This window comes from Xanthobacter aminoxidans (assembly GCF_043193615.1).
Taxonomy (GTDB): domain Bacteria; phylum Pseudomonadota; class Alphaproteobacteria; order Rhizobiales; family Xanthobacteraceae; genus Xanthobacter; species Xanthobacter aminoxidans.
The window spans coordinates 1,618,399-1,632,494 of record NZ_JBAFUS010000001.1 but is presented as its reverse complement, the minus strand read 5'-3'; the positions used below and the strand labels follow the sequence as shown (position 1 = coordinate 1,632,494).

Genomic DNA, 14,096 nt, shown 5'->3' with positions numbered 1-14,096 from the left:
CCGGAAGATTCGGCATCGTGCGCACGGCGCCGGTGTTCCCTAGCTGTTCCTGCTCTTGACAATGGCCGGTGGTGTCTGCGCAACGTGAACGAAGATCAGATGGATAATCGCGAACAAGCCATGCGCAGCATTCTCGTCGCGGCCTTGGGCTTTGCCGCACTCATCCCGGCCGCTCTGGCGCCGGCGCCCGCAGCCGCCCAGCAGCTCTCGGCCGACCAGGCGCGCGAGTTCGTGGTCGGACGCACCTTCTCGTTCACCTGCTTTGAAGGTTCCAAGGGCGCCGGGCGCGTCTATGCCGATGGCTCGGTCGCCGGCATGATCACCCTGCGCGACGCGCCGCCGCGCTTCGTGCGCCTGCCGCCGAACACCCTGCGCGTGCGCGGCGAGAATGTGTGCGGCTTCGTGAAGGGCATGACCTTCGAGCCCTGCTTCGATCTGGTGAAGACCGGGCAGAACTCCTTCCGCGGCTCGCTGGCCGGCATTCAGACCATGTGGTGCGAATTCGTCGGCGCCAGCGGCGAAGGCCAGCAGGTGGCCTCGCGCCGCTCCAAGTCCAAGCGCACCACGGAAGCCTCCGCGGACTGAGCCTTTTCCCGTCAGCCCGCCGTCGCGGGCTGATCCTCCATCCCCTCGATCCGTCCTCTGAGCTTGCCGATCTCCCGGCCCGCGTGCTCCATGAAGGTGCGCACCCGCGCCGTGGCCTTGATGTCGGGATGGGTGAGCAGCCACAGCCCGGATTCCAGCTCTCCCTGCCGGCCCATGAGCTGGACCAGACCCGGCGTGACCGCCGCGATGAAGCAGGGTAGTAGCGCCAGCCCCATGCCCGTCGCCGCCGCCTCGGCAAGGCCGAGCACCGTATTCACCCGATAGATGATCTTCTCCTCGCCCACGCGCTCGCGCAGCCATTTGGCGGGCTTGATGGCGCCGAGATTGTCGGAGAAGCCGATCCAGTCGTAGCGCCGCAGGTCCGCCGGATCGAGCGGGCCGGCTATGCCTTGGGCTGCGCTGCCATAGATGCCCCAGGCGATGGAGGCCATGCGCCGCCCCACCAGCGTGTCGCCCGGCCGGTCGCTGGCGCGGATGGCCACGTCCGCGTCGCGCTTGGAAAGGCTGAGCGACTGGTTGGAGATCACCACGTCGAGGCGAATCTCCGGATAGGCCGCGCGGAACGAGGCGAAGATGGGCGTGAGCATGTGCACCAGCAGCGTGTCGTTGGTGGTCACGCGCAATTCGCCGGAGGGGCGCAGATCCTGGCCCGTGATGCGGCGCTCCACCGCCAGCACCTCGTCCGCCATGTGCTCGGCGAGGCGCACCATCTCCTCGCCCATGGGGGTGGGCACGTAGCCTGCGCGCGCGCGCTCGAACAGCCGGGCGCCCAATTGCTGCTCCAGCGTGCCGAGGCGGCGGAAGACGGTGGAGTGGTTGACCGCCAGTTGCTCGGCGGCACCCGCCAGAGAGCCGGTTTCAGCGATGGCCCGGACCAGCCGGAAATCGTCCCACGGTATCATGGAGAGGCGACCCTCGGGAAAGTGATTTGCGCAGATGCAAACTCGATCTGGATTTGATGAGTATGGCCGTGCATGAGCGCGAAAGCTAGATGTGGCGTCACCTCAAACCGGAGTTCACTCCCATGGTTGACACCCGCACCGCTCCCTACGGCCTCTTCATCCTGCGCCTCGCGCTTGGCATCATGTGGCTGTCGCACGGCCTGATGAAGATCTTCATCTTCACCGTTCCGGGCTTCGCCGGCTTCCTGTCCAGTAAGATGGGCCTGCCCGGCGCCCTCGCCATCCCCTTCATCGCCGTGGAAATCGTCGGCGGCCTGCTGCTCATCGGCGGCGTCTATGCCCGGCAGGTCGCCATCCTGCTCATCCCCATGATGCTCGGCGCGCTCAGCTATCACCTGCCCAACGGCTGGGTGTTCTCCGCGCCCGGCGGCGGCTGGGAATATCCCGCCTTCCTCGTGGTCGGTCAGGTCGTGCTGGCGCTGGCCGGTGAAGGCGCCTTCGCGGTGAAGCCCGCCGCGCTCCTGCCCACCCGCCGTGCCGTGGTGGCCTGACATTCCAGGTCCAACAAAAAGGCCGGCTCCGCGAGGGGCCGGCCTTTTTGCGTGAATGGTGCCGCTCTCAGTGGGCGCGGGAGAGACAGAAGTCCACTGCCTCCATCAGCGCCGCCTTGGCGGGGCCGGCGGGGAAGAGCGCGAGGGCATCCTTGGCGATGGCGCCATAGTGGCGGGCGCGCTCCACCGTGTCGGCAATGGCGCGATGCTTGGTCATCAGGCCGATGGCCTGGTCGAGGTCCGCGGCGCTCGCCTCGCTGTTTTCCAGGCAACGCTGCCAGAAGGCCCGCTCCTTCTCGTCGCCGCGGCGGAAGGCGAGCAGCACCGGCAGGGTGATCTTCCCCTCCCGGAAATCGTCGCCCACGTTCTTGCCGAGCTTGGCCTGCGAGCCGCCATAGTCGAGGGCGTCGTCCACCAGCTGGAAGGCGATGCCGAGATTCATGCCGTAGGAGCGGCAGGCCGCCTGCTCGGCCTTCGGGCGCTGGGCGAGGACGGCGCCGACCTCGCAGGCGGCGGCGAACAGTTCGGCCGTCTTGCCGCGGATGACGGCGAGATAGTCGTCCTCGGAGGTGGCCGTGTTCTTGGCCGCGGCGAGCTGCATCACCTCGCCCTCGGCGATGACGCAGGCGGCGGTGGAGAGGATGTCGAGGCAGGTCATGGAGCCCACCTCCACCATCATCTTGAACGCCTGGCCGAGCAGGAAGTCGCCCACCAGCACGCTCGCTTCGTTGCCCCAGAGCTTGCGCGCGGCGAGCTTGCCCCGGCGCATGTCGCTCTCGTCCACCACGTCGTCATGGAGGAGGGTGGCTGTGTGCATGAACTCCACGGAGGCGGCGAGCTTCACGTGGCCGTCGCCCCGGTAGCCCGCGAGCGCGGCGCAGGCGAGCGTCAGCATCGGCCGCAGACGCTTGCCGCCGGACGAGATGAGGTGGTTCGCCACCTCGGGAATCATGGCCACGTCGGAGCCGGTCCGCGCCAGGATGACGGCGTTGACCCGCTCCATGTCCGTCTTCACCAAGGCGACCAGTGCCTCGAGCGACGGCTCGTTGGGCTCGAACGGAAGGACGACGGCCAAGAAACGCTCCCGCTTGTCAATCTTTGGGGCGCACCATAGGGATGCGGATGGGTTCCGTGCAAGCTCTGGCAGATCGCCTTTGGTTGCACCGGGCGCGCCAGTCGCCGCGATCGGAGGTCTGTACGATGCAGGAGATGGTGCGGACCAACGATCTGGTGCTGCTCGGCGCCATAGAGGCGCTGCTCACGTCGGCCGATATCGGTCACATGGTCGCGGATGCCCATATGAGCGTCCTGGAAGGCTCCATCGGCGTCTTTCCCCGTCGCCTGCTGGTTGTGGACGAGGACGTGCCGCGCGCACGCCGCCTGCTGGTGGAGGCGGGATTCGGCGCGGCCCTGCGTGATGCCGGCTGAAGCCGCCGCCCTGTCCACCGACAGCGTGCTCGGTGGGAGATTGACGCTGCGGCAAATGGTTTCGGGCCACCGCGTCGGACACGACGCGCTGCTGCTCGCCGCCTTCGCGCCGGCGGATCGGCGCACCGCGGTGGACCTCGGGACGGGAGTGGGCAGTGCCGGCCTCGCCTTCCTCGCCCGTGTTCCCGAAGCGCGCGCCACGCTGGTGGAGATCGATCCCGCCCTTGCTGCGCTGGCGGCGGAGAATGCGGCGCTCAACGGCCTGGACGGGCGGGCGCAGGTGGTGACGGCGGATGTGGCCACCCTCGGGCGGCCTGCGGGGCCGGATGCGCCGGGGAAGGGCGCGGCGGACCTGGTGCTCGCCAACCCGCCCTTCAATGCCGACACCCGCCACCGCACCTCTCCCGATGAGGCCCGCGCCCGTGCCCACATGGCGGATGCCGACCTTCTCGCCGAATGGGTGCGCGCCGCCGACCGCTGCCTTGGCGCGAAGGGCGTGCTCTGCCTGATCCATCGCCCCGAGGCGCTGGCGGACATTCTCGCCGCGCTGGCGAAAGGATTCGGGGCCATCGAGATCCTGCCCGTTCATCCGCGTGCCGATCGGCCGGCGGTGCGGCTGCTGGTGCGGGCGGTGAAGGGGCGGCGTACGCCGCCCGCGCTCCTGCCCGGCCTCGTGCTGGCCGGGGCGGACGGCGTACCGACGCCGCAGGCCGAGGCGGTTCTGCGCGACGGCGGCGCGCTGCGCTGACGCGCGATCAGGGCGCTGCCCTTGGCGTCGGGGGCGCCTAGAGGGCGCGGTCCTTCCGTGGAATGGCGCCTTGAGGGCGCGGTCTCGACAAGGAATGGCGCCTTGAGGGCGCCATGGGGAGGCCCTACATCTCGGGTATGGCCGAATTTCTTTCCTCCCTGTCGCGCCGCGCCCGCGGTCTCCTTCCCAGAAAATGGCGCACCGATGCGCCCCTCGTGCCGGTGGTGCAGCTGTCCGGCCCCATCGGCATGACCTCGCCCTTCTCGCGCAGCATGTCGCTCGCCAGCACGGCGCAGGCGCTGGAGAAAGCCTTCGGCATGAAGGAGGCGCCCGCCGTGGCGCTGCTCATCAATTCGCCGGGCGGCTCGCCGGTGCAGTCCCACCTCATCTTCCGCCGCATCCGCGCGCTGGCGGAGGAGAAGGAGAAGCACGTCTTTGCCTTCGTGGAGGATGCGGCGGCCTCCGGCGGTTACATGATCGCCTGCGCGGCCGACGAGATATTCGCCGATCCCTGTTCCATCGTCGGCTCCATCGGCGTTGTCACGGCGGGCTTCGGCTTCGACCGGGCCATCGAGAAGCTGGGCATCGAGCGGCGCGTCTACACCGCCGGCGAGCGCAAGGTGACGCTGGACCCCTTCCGCCCCACCCAGCCGGAAGACGTGGAGCGGCTCGACCAGTTGCTGAAGGAGCTGCACACCGTATTCGCCGATCTCGTGAAGTCGCGTCGCGGCGATGCGCTGATGGGCGATGACGAGACGCTGTTCTCCGGCGAGTTCTGGCTGGGCACGCAGGCCGTGGGCCTCGGCCTCGTGGATGGCCTCGGCGACGTGCGCGGCATCCTGAAAGCCCGCTACGGCACGGACACGACGCTGAAGCTGGTGCAGGGGTCCACGGGCTTCCTGCCCAAGCGCCCCACTGGCTTTGCCGGCGCGCTCGCCCGCGAAGCGGCGCTGGGCGCCGCAGCTGCGGTGGAGGAACGCGCGCTGTGGAGCCGGCTCGGGCTTTAGCTGTCGTCTGTCCGGCGGCCGGGGCGAGGGGCTGGTTGCCGATTGATCAGGCAGAACGGGCGCATGCCCGTTTCTTGCCCTTTCGCCTTGTGCGGGGCGGGGTTACATCCGAAGCATGACCGAGCCCGCCGATACCCTTCTCATTGCCATCGCCCAGCTCAACCCGACGGTCGGCGATGTCTCCGGCAATCTCGCCATCGCCCGCCGCGCCCGGCAGACAGCGGGCGAGGCGGGGGCGGACCTCGTGGTGTTTCCCGAGCTCTTCATCGCCGGCTATCCGGCCGAGGATCTGGTGCTGAAACCGGCCTTCCTCGCGGCCTGCCAGGAGGCGGTGGAGGCGCTCGCCGCCGAGACCGCCACCGGCCCGGCCGTGCTCATCGGCGCGCCGTGGGTGGAGGAAGGGCGGCTCTTCAACTCCGTGCTGCTGCTGGAGGAGGGGAAAATCTCCGCCGTGCGGCACAAGGTGGATCTGCCCAATTACGGCGTGTTCGACGAGAAGCGCGTGTTCGCCGCAGGCCCTCTGCCGGGACCGATCCCGTTCAAGGGCGTGCGGCTCGGCGTGCCCATCTGCGAGGACATCTGGGGGGCGGACGTGGTGGAATGCCTCGCCGAGACGGGCGCGGAAATCCTCATCGTTCCCAACGGCTCGCCCTATCGCCGCTCGGTCTATGCGGAGCGCGAGAACATCGCCGTCGCCCGTGTGGTGGAGAGCCGCCTGCCGCTGCTCTACGTGAACCAGGTGGGCGGGCAGGACGAACTGGTGTTCGACGGCGCCTCCTTCGTCCTCAACGCCGACCGCTTCCCTGCCTTGCAGTTCCCCGGCTTCGTCGAGCGCGTCCGCCTCTCCCGCTGGCAGCGCTTCGAGGACACCTGGCGCTGCCTCGGCGGCAATCTCGTGGAGGCCATGGAGGGCGACGAGGCTGATTACGCCGCCTGCGTCGTCGGCCTCAGGGACTATGTGAACAAGAATGGCTTCCCCAGCGTGGTGCTGGGCCTGTCGGGCGGCATCGATTCCGCTCTGTGCGCGGCCGTGGCGGTGGATGCGCTGGGGCCGGAGCGGGTGCGCTGCCTGATGCTGCCCTACCGCTTCACGTCGGAAGACAGCCTCAAGGACGCCGCAGCCGTGGCCGAAGCGCTGGGCGTCAGCTACGAGGTCGTGCCCATTGGGCCTGCGGTGGAGGGGCTGGAAGCGGTGCTGGCGCCGCTGTTCGCGGGCACCGAACGCGACGTGACGGAGGAGAATTTGCAGGCCCGCGTGCGCGGCACGCTGCTCATGTCCGTCTCCAACAAGTTCGGCGCCATGGTGCTGACCACCGGCAACAAGTCGGAGATGTCCACCGGCTATGCCACGCTCTATGGCGACATGAACGGCGGCTTCAATCCCATCAAGGATCTGTACAAGATCGAGGTCGTGCGCCTCGCCCGCCTGCGCAACCGCTGGAAGCCGGCCGAGGCGCTGGGGCCGGACGGCATCGTCATCCCCGATCACCTCATCGACAAGCCTCCGAGCGCGGAACTGCGCGAGGGCCAGACGGACGCGGACGCGCTGCCGCCCTATCCGATGCTCGACACCATCCTCGCCCGGCTGGTGGAGGGCGAGAGTTCGGTGGACGAGATCGTCGCCGACGGCTTCGATGCCGCCATCGTGGCCCGCGTGTCGCGCCTGCTCACCGGTGCCGAATACAAGCGCCGTCAGGCCGCGCCGGGGGTGAAGGTGACGGGGCGCAACTTCGGCCGCGACCGCCGCTATCCCATCACCAACCGTTTCCGTGAGGAATAGCCCGACCGGCGCTTGACGGGTGTAGGTCAGTCGTCCAAATTCTGGAAATAGGACAATTGACCTAGGCGGTTCCCATGCCTGCGAGCGACACCCGCGCCGCCATCGTCGAGGCGGCGGACCGGCTGTTCTACGAGACCGGCTTCGCCTCCACTTCGTTCGCCGACATTGCCGCAGCAGTGAAGCTCTCGCGCGGCAATTTCTATTATCATTTCAAGAGCAAGGACGAGATCCTCGCGGCCGTTATCGCGCTGCGGCTGGAGCGTACCCGGAAGCTCCTCGCGCAGTGGGAAGACGAGGGAGACGATGCGGAGGCGCGCATCCTCAGCTTCGTCGGCATCCTCATCACCAATCGCGCCAAGATCATGCGTTTCGGCTGCCCGGTGGGCACGCTCTGCAACGAGCTGGCGAAGCTCGATCATGCCGCCGGCGCCGACGCCGCGCGGCTCTTCGAGCTTTTCCGCGACTGGCTCGCGCGCCAGTTCCGCGCTCTCGGGCACGGGGAAGACGAGGCCGCCCGCCTCGCCATGCACCTCCTCGCCCGCAGCCAGGGGGTGGCGACGCTCGCCAGTTCCATCGGCGACGAGGCGTTCATCGACGCCGAGGTTGCCGAGATGCGCGGCTTCGTCGCCGCCCATCGCCATCCCGCCGTCCACGCCTGAAGAGGGGAAACCATGTTCGTCGTCCTGCTGCGCTTTGCCGCCAACCGTGCTGCCGCTCCGCGCCTGATGGACGGGCACAATGTCTGGCTCCGGAAGGGCTTCGACGAGGGAAGCTTCCTGCTCGCGGGCGGCATCGAGCCCAAGGCCGGCGGCGCCATCCTCGCCACCGCCGCCTCCCGCGCCGAGGTCGAGGCCCGGATCGCGGAAGACCCGTTCGTCGCCGAGGGCGTGGTCGCGGCCGAGATCATCGAGATCGCACCCGGCCGCACGGACCCGCGGCTCGCCTTCCTCGCCGCCTGAGCCGCGACAGGAGGCGCAATCCTACCGCCCTCATGGTCTTTCAGATTTTTCTTTTCCTTGTGCGGACTTAGCCGGAGGTGTCTAGCCACGGGGCGGCGCTGACGTTACGGTTGCGCCGGATACAACCGGGCTGGTCGCGATGGATGAGTGGGCGCTTCTTGTTCTGGTGGTTCTCGCCTTTCCGGTGATGGCCCTGGTGGGTTTCATCATGGCGCTGAAGAGCCGGGGCCGCATTCGCGTGCTGGAGGCGCGGGTCGCGGCGCTGGAGGCTCAAGCAGGGCTGGCGCCGGCCGCTGCGTCCGCTCCTGCCTGGACCCATACGCCACCGGCCGCCGTGCCGCAGGCGAAGGAAAGTCCGCTGGCGCGCCTCGCACGGCCGCCCGAGCCGATCGATGCGGGAAGCGAGCCGCCCGCTGCGCCGTCGCCTCTGTTTCCCGCGCCCGAGGCGGAAGCCCCGGCCGCGCCCCCCGCGCCGCCCCCGCCTGCCATCGATGCCGCCAGGCTCAAGGAGCGGCTGGCCGGCTTCGAGGAGAAGGTCGGCGCACGTTGGGCGGTGTGGGTCGGCGGCCTCGCCTTGGCGCTGGGCGGCGTGTTCCTCGTGCGTTTCGCAGTGGAGCAGGATCTGATCGGGCCGGGCTTGCGGGTCAGCCTTGGCCTGCTGCTGGCTCTTTTCCTGCTCGGTGCCGGCGAATGGCTGCGCCGTCGCGAGGGCAAGGACCCCGCCGCGCCCATCACCAGCCTGCGTGAGCTGGTGCCGGATGTGCCGAGCATCCTCACCGCCGCCGGCACCATGACCGCCTTCGGCAGCATCTTCGCCGCCTATGAGCTCTACCATCTCATTCCGCCGCAGGCCGCCTTCCTGCTGCTCGCCGCCACCGGTGTCGCCACTTTGCTGGCGGCCCTGCTGCATGGGCCGGCGCTGGGCGCGCTCGGTTTCGTCGGCGCGGCGCTGACGCCCTTCCTCGTCACCACCAGTTCGCCCAACGCCTGGGGCGTGGCTCTGCTCATCGCCGTGGTCGGGGCGAGTGCGCTGGGCGTCGCGCGCATCCGCCGCTGGAAGGGGCTCGCGCTCCTCGCCATCGCTGGCATGGTGGCCTGGGGGCTCACCCTCATCGCCTTCGAGGTGCCGCAGGCGGTGACGGCTTCCGGCGCGCTCGGCCTCGTGCTGCTGGCGCTCACCGCCGCGCTTCTGGCGCCGGGCTTCCTGTGGGGGCCGGAGGCGGGGGAGCGGCCGGAGCCGGTCTCCATTCTCGGCGCGGTGGGTGCGCTTGCCGTCATGGCCGCCGCAGCGGTGGACGGGAATGTCGCCGCCGGGCCGCTGGCCGTGTTCGTCGTTGGCGCCGTGGGCGTGCTCGCGCTGGCGTGGCGGGTGCGGCCGATGACGTTCGCGACCTTCGCGGTGGCGCTGCTGGCCCCGGCCATCCTCACCCAATGGGTGTTCCCGCCCGATGCCGGCTCCACCCTCGCGCCGGCCGGCCCCATGGCCGGTGCGGTGGCCGAGCCGGAGCGTCTCTCCATCGGCCATTTCATGGTCTTCGCCTTCGCCATGGGCGCACTGATGCTATCCGCCGGTGCGCTGGGCGCCGGGCGGGGCGGGCGCAGCCGCACCGTGCTCGGCTGGGCGGTGACGGGAACGGTCGGCCCGGTGCTGATGCTGATCGCCGCCTATGCGCGACTCACGGAGCTGGAACGCAGCCTGCCGTTTGCGGCGCTGGCGCTGGCGCTTGCCTTCCTCTTCACCCTTGGTGCCGAGCGGCTCTTGAAGGGGGCGCGCACCCATGCGGCCACCGTGTTCGCCGCGGCCGGTGTGGTGAGCCTGTCGCTGGCGCTGACCTTCGCGCTCGAAAAGGGCTGGCTCACGGTGAGCCTCGCGCTCGCCGCCTGCGGCGTCGCTTGGGTTTCCACCATCCGCCCACTGCCGGGGCTGCGGCAGTTCTCGGCGGCGCTGGGCGTCGTGGTGCTCTCCCGCATCGTCTGGCTGCCCACCATTGCCGTTGATCCGGGCGCGACGCCCATCTTCAACTGGCTGCTGTGGGGCTATGGCGTGCCGGCGCTGGCATTCGCCGCGGCCGCCTTCTTCCTCGCCAGGAGCAGGGACGACTGGGCGCGGCGGGTGCATGAATGCCTCGCCCTGATCTTCGCCATGCTGCTGGCGGCGACCGAAGTGCGCCACCTCGCCCATGGCGGCGACATCTATGCGGTCGGCACCCGGCTGTTCGAGACCGGACTGCTGGCAGTGGTCTATGGCGCCTATGCGGTGGGCCTCTCGCGCCTCGCCAATGTCACCGGGCGTGGCTTCTACCGGCTGTTCTCGGACATCGTGGCTGCGGCGGCGACCGTCTGCGCGCTCAACGGCCTCATCGAGACCAACCCGTTCGCCACCGGCGAGGCCGTGGGTGGGCCGGTCTTCAACGATCTCCTCATCGCCTATGCCCTGCCGGCCGGGCTCGCCGTGGCTTTCGCGGCCGGCCAGCCCGTGACGCGGCCGCGCGTGCGGACGGCGGGATGGGTGATCGCCGGGGTGCTTGCGCTCGCCTATGTCACGCTGGAGGTGAGCCGCCTGTTCCAGGGGCCTGTGCTGGCGGGCGACGCCATCTCCTCCGCCGAATGGTATGCGTGGTCGGCGGCGTGGCTGGTGTTCGGCATGGTGCTGCTGGCGCTGGGCCTGTGGCGCGGCTCGCGCACGTTGCGCCTCGCCTCGGCCGCGGTGATGGTGGCGACCGTGCTGAAGGTCTTCCTCTCCGACATGGCGGATCTGGAAGGCGTGCTGCGCGCCGTCTCCTTCATCGGCCTCGGGCTGGTGCTGGTGGCCATGGGATGGGTCTACCAGCGCCTGCTGGCGCGGGAGAAGGTGGCGCCGGCGCCGGGGGGACCGCCTTCGGCGTGATGGGCTGCTTCGGCGCGGTGCTTCACTCAAACGCCGCGCGGGCTTCAACCGGCGCCCGTGCCGCGCAGCCTCACCCGCGCGGGCCGAACACGATCACCGCCGCCCCCGCGAGGCAGATGAGCGCGCCGGCGGCATCCCAGCGGTCCGGCCGCACGCCCTCGACGCTCCACAGCCACGCCAGAGAGGCGATGATGTAGATGCCGCCATACGCGGCGAACGCGCGCCCGGCGGCCTCCGAATCCACGAAAGTGAGGGCCCAGGCGAAGGCCGCGAGGCTCACGAGCCCCGCCAGCAGCCAGAGCGGCGTCACGCCATGGCGCACCACCTGCCAGAAGGCGAAGCACCCGGCGATCTCGCAGAAGGCGGCGACCACGAAGGCGATGAGCGTCGACAGCGGCAGCGCCATGGTTTTCACCCTCTCCGAACCGTCATCGCAGGATGGTGGGCTTCACCCACCAGTCCGGCTGTGCGGCAAGCACCCGCCGTGCCAGCGCCGCGGCCGCGCGGCAATCGTCCGTCAGGGCGAAGACCGTGGCGCCCGAGCCGGACATGCGCACCAGCCGCGCCTCCGGTTGGGCCGCAAGGCGGTCGATGACCTCGGCGATCTTCGGCGCGACGGCCACGGCCGGTGGCTCCAGATCGTTGGGCACGGCGGCGATGGCGGCCATCAGCTCCGCCCGGCCAGAGGGCAAAACGGCAGGCAGGGACGGCCCGTCGAATGCCGCGCCGGGCGAAAGCCCGAGCTGGCGGAACACGGCGGCCGTGGGCACCGCCACGCCGCAATTCACCAGCACTCCGGCGAGCGGCGGCAAGGCGAGGGGCGGGGAGAGCACATCGCCGACCCCTTCCATCAGCCGCGCGCGCGGATCGAGGCACACCGGGACGTCGGACCCCGTGGCGCGGGCTGCGGCGAACAGGCGCGGGTCATCGGGGGCGAGGCCGTTGAGGCGGCCCAGCAAGCGTAGTGCCGCAGCGGCATCGGACGAGCCGCCGCCGAGCCCCGCCGCCACCGGCAGCCGCTTTTCCAGAAGGAAGGCACCGAGCCGCGCCCCCGGCACCTCGGCGGCGAAGGCGCGCGCCGCGCGCAGCACCAGATTGTCCGCATCCGGTCCTGCTGCCGCGGCGGTACGCCCCTTCACGGCAAGCGATAGCGCAGCGTCAGGCGTGAGCGAGAGGAGATCTGCCGCGCCGGAAAAGACCACGAGACTCGCGAGATCGTGAAACCCATCCGTGCGCCGCCGGACGATGCGCAAGGTCAGGTTGATCTTCGCCGGAGCGCGCGTCCGCAAGGTTTCCATACGGCGGCTTATGCCGCGCCGCACACGTCGCCGCAACCGGCCCTCGCGAACACCGGTGATTCATGACTCCCACGTAACTTGCGGTGCCACAGGAAAGCCGCCATCCTCACGCCATCTCGCCCCGTTTGGATTTCGCGTTACCACGCCCGCAGGGCCCGGCTTTCAGGACAGATCATCGGTGACGACACGACGCCCCACCTTCTCCGCGGCCCTGGCGGCCGGCCTTGCTGCGGTGCTCACTCTGTCGCCGGGCCTCGCCCGGGCCGAGGCCGTGCCTGACTTCGATACCTCGCTCGCGGGTAACTACCTCGCCGCCCGGCTGGCGAGCACCGAGCGCGACCAGGACGCGGCCGTCGTCTATCTGCGCAACCTGATGAAGCTCGATGCGCGCAACGAGGAGATCCTGGAACGGACCTTCTTCGCCATGCTCATGGACGGCCAGATCGACGACGCGATGAAGCTCGCCGATCGTCTGGTGAAGATCGACCGCACCCATCGCGTCGCCCGCCTCGCGCTCGCCGTGCGCTCCATCAAGAAGGCCCATTATCAGACGGCGCGCACCAACCTCGCGCTTTCGGTGCGCGGTCCCATCGGCGATCTCACGGCCACGCTGCTCGCCGCCTGGACCTTCTTCGGCTCCGGCAACACCAAGGGCGCGGTGGAACTGATCGACCGGCTTGAGGGGCCGGACTGGTACGCGCCCATGAAGGAGCTGCACGCCGGCCTCATCCTCGACGCCGCCGGGCAGAAGAAGGAGGCCGGGCGCCGTCTTGAGGCGGCCATGAAGGCCGATCCCGGCTCCCTGCGCGCCATCGATGCCTATGCCCGCTGGGCCTCGCGCAACGACAATACCGAGGCGGCGCTCGCCGCTTACGCTGCGTTCGACAAGCAACTGCCGAACCACCCCATCGTGCTTGCGGCCATCAAGGAGCTGAAGGCCGGAAAGCAGCTGCCGCCGCTGGTGAAGACCGCACAGGAGGGCTCCTCCGAGGTGCTCTATGGCCTCGGCGCGACACTCGGACGGCAGGGCGGGGAAGACCTCGCCCTCGTCTATCTCCAGCTCGCCATCTGGCTCTATCCCGAGCACCCCTTCGCCAGCCTGACGCTGGCCGACCTCTACGAGCAGCTGAAGCAGCCGGCGAAGGCCATCGAGGTCTACGAGACCGTGCCGGACTCCTCTCCGCTGAAGCGCAACGCGCAGGTGCAGCTGGCCGTCAACCTCGACGCCACGGACCATTACAATGAGGCCCGCAAGCAGCTCGAGAAGATGATCGCCGCCGATCCCAAGGACATCGAGGCGATCATCGCGCTGGGCAAGATCCAGCAGACGCGCAAGATGTTCTCCGAGTGCGCGGGTACCTATTCCAAGGCGATTGCCCTCATCCCGCAGCCCACGCGTGGCAACTGGGCCCTGTTCTACTTCCGCGGCGTGTGCAACGAGCGCTCGAAAAACTGGCCGGCCGCCGAGGCGGACCTGAAGAAGGCGCTGGAGCTCAACCCCGACCAGCCCCATGTGCTGAACTATCTCGGCTATTCGTGGGTGGACCAGGGCACCAACCTGGACCAGGGCCTCGACATGATCCGCAAGGCGGCCAAGCTGCGGCCCGACGACGGGCCCATCGTGGACAGCCTCGGCTGGGCCTACTATCGCACCGGGCGCTACGAGGACGCCGTGGTGCAGCTTGAGCGCGCCATCGAACTGATGCCACAGGACCCGGTCATCAACGACCACCTGGGCGATGCCTACTGGAAGGTGGGCCGCAAGCTCGAGGCGGGGTTCCAGTGGAACCACGCGCGCGACCTGAAGCCCGAGCCGGACGACCTCGCCAAGATCGTGCAGAAGATCGACAAGGGTCTTGATTCGGTCGATCAGCCGCCGCCGGTCAGCAAGGCCGAGGAGCAGCAGAAAGGCGGCTGAGGCCGCCTGAAT

At 69.4% G+C, this 14,096-nt stretch carries 14 protein-coding genes; 10 read left to right on the top strand and 4 right to left on the bottom strand.

Translation table 11 applies throughout. The annotated features are described in order from the left end of the window. Positions 1-120: 120 nt before the first annotated feature. Entirely contained in the window at positions 121-585 is a 465-nt protein-coding gene (locus V5F74_RS07485) for a hypothetical protein (protein WP_029555455.1), read from the top strand. Between the two features lie 11 nt (positions 586-596). Here the strand turns inward: V5F74_RS07485 and V5F74_RS07480 are convergent, their stop codons facing one another. Next, positions 597-1,508 carry a LysR family transcriptional regulator gene (locus V5F74_RS07480; RefSeq protein WP_029555454.1) on the bottom strand — a complete coding sequence of 304 codons (912 nt, stop codon included), beginning with the start codon at positions 1,506-1,508 and terminating at the stop codon, positions 597-599. 122 nt (positions 1,509-1,630) lie between these two features. Here V5F74_RS07480 and V5F74_RS07475 point away from each other — a divergent pair, with 122 nt between their 5' ends. Then, complete coding sequence (locus tag V5F74_RS07475) at positions 1,631-2,059, top strand: DoxX family protein (protein ID WP_051678774.1); 429 nt, start codon at positions 1,631-1,633, stop codon at positions 2,057-2,059. Positions 2,060-2,126: 67 nt separating this feature from the next. Here V5F74_RS07475 and V5F74_RS07470 read toward each other — a convergent pair whose 3' ends face one another. Continuing rightward, positions 2,127-3,134: a polyprenyl synthetase family protein gene (locus V5F74_RS07470; RefSeq protein WP_024280549.1), complete on the bottom strand. Its 1,008-nt coding sequence runs from the start codon at positions 3,132-3,134 to the stop codon at positions 2,127-2,129. Between the two features lie 125 nt (positions 3,135-3,259). Here V5F74_RS07470 and V5F74_RS07465 point away from each other — a divergent pair, with 125 nt between their 5' ends. From V5F74_RS07465 to V5F74_RS07435, 7 genes are all read left to right on the top strand, one after another. Next, positions 3,260-3,487 carry a putative signal transducing protein gene (locus tag V5F74_RS07465; RefSeq protein WP_029555452.1) on the top strand — a complete coding sequence of 76 codons (228 nt, stop codon included), beginning with the start codon at positions 3,260-3,262 and terminating at the stop codon, positions 3,485-3,487. Further along, positions 3,477-4,235, top strand: coding sequence for a tRNA1(Val) (adenine(37)-N6)-methyltransferase (locus V5F74_RS07460; RefSeq protein WP_029555451.1), 759 nt, complete (start codon positions 3,477-3,479; stop codon positions 4,233-4,235). Before V5F74_RS07465 ends, V5F74_RS07460 begins: the two co-directional genes overlap by 11 nt. Before the next feature lie 113 nt (positions 4,236-4,348). Continuing rightward, on the top strand, positions 4,349-5,242 hold the full coding sequence (locus tag V5F74_RS07455) for a S49 family peptidase (protein ID WP_394007129.1): 894 nt from the start codon (positions 4,349-4,351) through the stop codon (positions 5,240-5,242). A 115-nt stretch (positions 5,243-5,357) separates the two neighbouring features. Next, positions 5,358-7,022, top strand: coding sequence for an NAD+ synthase (locus tag V5F74_RS07450; RefSeq protein ID WP_029555449.1), 1,665 nt, complete (start codon positions 5,358-5,360; stop codon positions 7,020-7,022). A 74-nt stretch (positions 7,023-7,096) separates the two neighbouring features. Then, positions 7,097-7,681, top strand: coding sequence for a TetR/AcrR family transcriptional regulator (locus tag V5F74_RS07445; RefSeq protein WP_029555448.1), 585 nt, complete (start codon positions 7,097-7,099; stop codon positions 7,679-7,681). 12 nt (positions 7,682-7,693) lie between these two features. Then, positions 7,694-7,981, top strand: a complete 288-nt coding sequence (locus tag V5F74_RS07440; RefSeq protein ID WP_029555447.1) for a YciI family protein — start codon at positions 7,694-7,696, stop codon at positions 7,979-7,981. A gap of 139 nt (positions 7,982-8,120) precedes the next feature. Continuing rightward, positions 8,121-10,868 carry a DUF2339 domain-containing protein gene (locus V5F74_RS07435; RefSeq protein ID WP_051678773.1) on the top strand — a complete coding sequence of 916 codons (2,748 nt, stop codon included), beginning with the start codon at positions 8,121-8,123 and terminating at the stop codon, positions 10,866-10,868. A gap of 70 nt (positions 10,869-10,938) precedes the next feature. Here V5F74_RS07435 and V5F74_RS07430 read toward each other — a convergent pair whose 3' ends face one another. Both V5F74_RS07430 and V5F74_RS07425 read right to left on the bottom strand, forming a co-directional pair. After that, positions 10,939-11,274 (bottom strand): YnfA family protein, encoded by a 336-nt coding sequence (locus V5F74_RS07430; protein WP_029555445.1) that lies wholly within the window; start codon positions 11,272-11,274, stop codon positions 10,939-10,941. A gap of 22 nt (positions 11,275-11,296) precedes the next feature. Further along, complete coding sequence (locus V5F74_RS07425) at positions 11,297-12,166, bottom strand: 4-(cytidine 5'-diphospho)-2-C-methyl-D-erythritol kinase (protein ID WP_029555444.1); 870 nt, start codon at positions 12,164-12,166, stop codon at positions 11,297-11,299. A gap of 178 nt (positions 12,167-12,344) precedes the next feature. On the opposite strand from V5F74_RS07425, the gene V5F74_RS07420 reads away from it, so the two are divergent. Beyond that, positions 12,345-14,084 (top strand): tetratricopeptide repeat protein, encoded by a 1,740-nt coding sequence (locus tag V5F74_RS07420; protein ID WP_038192551.1) that lies wholly within the window; start codon positions 12,345-12,347, stop codon positions 14,082-14,084. The last annotated feature ends 12 nt before the right edge of the window (positions 14,085-14,096 follow it).